This window comes from Skermanella sp. (assembly GCF_059503625.1).
In genome coordinates this window covers 8,758-11,605 of the sequence record NZ_JCACHA010000591.1, presented here as the reverse complement: position 1 = coordinate 11,605, position 2,848 = coordinate 8,758, and the positions used below count along the sequence as shown (strand labels likewise).

At 65.3% G+C, this 2,848-nt stretch carries 4 protein-coding genes; all 4 read left to right on the top strand.

What is annotated here, in order from left to right; genetic code table 11:
• The coding region (locus AC5JJ6_RS15275) for a CheR family methyltransferase (protein WP_496042875.1) at positions 1–395 on the top strand (395 nt) is incomplete at its 5' end.
• Complete coding sequence (locus AC5JJ6_RS15270) at positions 337–1,032, top strand: chemotaxis protein (protein ID WP_496042874.1); 696 nt, start codon at positions 337–339, stop codon at positions 1,030–1,032. The genes AC5JJ6_RS15275 and AC5JJ6_RS15270, both read left to right, overlap by 59 nt.
• A gap of 2 nt (positions 1,033–1,034) precedes the next feature.
• Positions 1,035–2,081, top strand: coding sequence for a protein-glutamate methylesterase/protein-glutamine glutaminase (locus AC5JJ6_RS15265; RefSeq protein ID WP_496042873.1), 1,047 nt, complete (start codon positions 1,035–1,037; stop codon positions 2,079–2,081).
• A gap of 35 nt (positions 2,082–2,116) precedes the next feature.
• On the top strand, positions 2,117–2,848 hold a 732-nt coding region (locus AC5JJ6_RS15260; protein WP_496042872.1), incomplete at its 3' end, for a methyl-accepting chemotaxis protein.

The following is a 2,848-nucleotide window of genomic DNA, read 5'->3' as shown; positions in this document are numbered from 1 at the left end:
ACATCGATACCCACATGGTCGAAACGGCGCGGCGCGGCATCTATGCCGCCGACAATGCGACCGCCATCCCGGCCGCCGTCCGGGACCGCCATACCTCGGTTCAGCAGCAGGGATCGCGCACGATGCTCGCGATGAGCGACGGACTGCGCCGGCTGATCACCTTCAAGCCGCTGAACCTGCTGGAGGACTGGCCGATGCGCGGTCCTTTCGATGCGATCTTCTGTCGTAACGTCCTGATTTATTTCGATCGTCACGGCAGGAGTCAGGTCATCGGAAAATTCCACCAGCTCCTGGCTGCCGGCGGTTACCTGTACCTTGGACATTCGGAAAGCCTCTATGGCGTCTCCGACCAGTTCGAGCAGGTCGGTCCGACCAGCTATCAGGCGGTATCATGAAGCCGGCCTTACCCATCACGGCCATCGCGGCACGCACGACCATCAGGAAGAGCGGAGCGAAGGCTATTATCATCCCGGCTTCAGCGCACATGCCGTGAAGGTCCTGCTCGGAGAGCACAAGATTTCCCAGCGGCCGGACGAGATGCTGGTGACGACGCTCGGATCGTGCATAGCCGCCTGCATCCGCGATCCCGTCCTGCAACTCGGAGGCATGAACCATTTCCTGCTGCCGCAGGCGCCGCGCGGCCACGACGAGGGCGCCGCCGCCGCGGCCCGCTACGGCGGTGTCGCGATGGAGCGCCTTATCAACGAGATCCTGCGGCGCGGCGGCCGGCGCGACCGGCTGGAAGTGAAGGTCTTCGGCGGCGCCAAGGTGATCGCCAGCAGCAATCCGATCGGCAAGCATAATGCGGAGTTCGTCCTGGAATTCATCAGGGCGGAAGGGCTGACGCTGGTCGGGCAGGACCTGGGCGGCATGCTGGCCCGGCGGGTCCACTACTTTCCCAGCACCGGACGGGTCATGCGGCGGCTGCTTCGGAAGGAGGCGGTTCCGGACATGATCCAGAGCGAAATGCGTTTCATGTCCGATCTGAAGACCAAGCCGGTCGAAGGCGATATCGAGTTGTTCGGGGATTGATGATGGCCAAGCCGATCCGTGTTGCGATCGTCGACGACAGCGCGCTGATGCGGCGGATGCTGACCGAGGCCCTGTCGGCGGAACCGGGATTCGAGGTGGTCGGCCACGCGGCCGACCCCTTCGAAGCCAGGGAAATGATCAAGGCGACCAATCCGGATGTCCTGACGCTGGACGTCGAGATGCCGAAGATGGATGGGTTGACCTTTCTCGACAAGATCATGACGCTGCGTCCGATGCCGGTCGTCATGGTCTCGACCCTGACTCGGGAAGGCGCCGATGCCACCGTCAAGGCTCTCGAGCTTGGGGCGATCGACTGCATCGGCAAACCGAACGGCGCGGAGGGCGAGCGCTTCGCCGATTTCCGCGACGAGTTGATCGGCAAGCTTAAGCTCGCCGCCAGTGCCCGCTTGGGTGCGCCGCGTCCCAAGCCGGTCCGCGCCAAGGCGGCGGGACGCGCCGGCGGCAGCCGGCTGATAGCGCTGGGGGCATCGACCGGCGGGGTCGAGCGTATCAGGGACATCCTGGAAGCCTTGCCGGAAGGATCGCCGCCGATCCTGATCGTCCAGCACATGGGCGCTTTCTACGTTCCCAGCTTCGCCGCGCGTCTGGACCGCCAGTCGGCGCTGACGGTCAGGGTTGCGGAGCATGGTGCGCGGGTGAATGTCGGCGAGGTGCTGATAGCGCCGGGCGACCGGCACCTGGCGTTGCGGAAGGACGCATTCGGCTATAGCTGCGAGATATCCGACGGACCGCCGGTCAGCGGTCACCGGGCTTCCGTCGATGTCCTGTTCAATTCGGTCGCCGAAGTGGCCGGCGCCGGCGCCGTCGGCGTCATCCTCTCCGGCATGGGCCGCGACGGAGCTTCCGGCATGGCCGCGATGCGGGACGCCGGCGCCTGGACCATCGGCGAAAACGAACAGAGCTGCGTCGTCTACGGCATGCCCAGGATGGCCAAGCTGGCCGGCGGCGTCGCCGTCGAGATGCCGCTGAACCAGATCCCGGCCGAAATGCTGCGTGCCGCCGCCGCTCCCGGCGACCGCCCGAAATGACGCGGCTTGCGATGATGCGCTGGAGGGGCTGACCGATGGCATTCGGATTGTTGAAGATTACCGGCGGCAGGGCCGCGGCGCCCAGCGTGGCCCTGCCTGCCGACCTGCGGCCTCAGGACGGGGGAGCCGGCTCCGGCGCCGATACGTCCATTGCCGGCTATGACGAATTGCTGGCCCGCTGGCTTGGCTTCTCCGACATGCAGCACCAGTGCCTGGATGCCTTGGCGAACGAGGTGCGGCGGACCAGTGAACTGGTCGAAACCAGCACGATCGAGATCAGCTCCCGCTTCCGCGACCTCGCAGCCTCCGCGAAGGAGCAGACACAGCGGGTCGAGGACATCATCTCGGTCGCCAACTCCGTCACGATAGACGGAGAGTCGATAGCGCTGGACCATGTCGTCGCGACCATGCAGGAAATCCTGGTCGAGATGGTCAACAACATCGTCAACCTGTCCAAGCAGGCGATGACGATGGTCTATGTGCTGGACGATGTCGTCCGCGATGTCGGCGAGGTCGAGAAGAGCATCGCCGACATCGACGAGATCAACCGTCAGACCAACTTCCTGGCACTCAACGCAACGATCGAGGCCAGCCGGGCGGGAGAGGCCGGACGGACCTTCGCCGTCGTGGCGAACGAGGTGCGCCAGCTCTCCAAGGCGACAGGCGATCTGGCCGGAAGGATGCGGGACAAGGTCGGCGCTGTCGTGATCGGCGTGCGGCGAGGGCACGAGATCCTGCGCGACATCGCCAATACCGACCTGTCGCCG

What these genes read in the sequence shown, in the direction of transcription:
- AC5JJ6_RS15270 (WP_496042874.1), top strand. Translation starts at nt 337, where the DNA reads ATGGCGTCTCCGACCAGTTCGAGCAGGTCGGTCCGACCAGCTATCAGG.
- AC5JJ6_RS15265 (WP_496042873.1), top strand. Translation starts at nt 1,035, where the DNA reads ATGGCCAAGCCGATCCGTGTTGCGATCGTCGACGACAGCGCGCTGATG.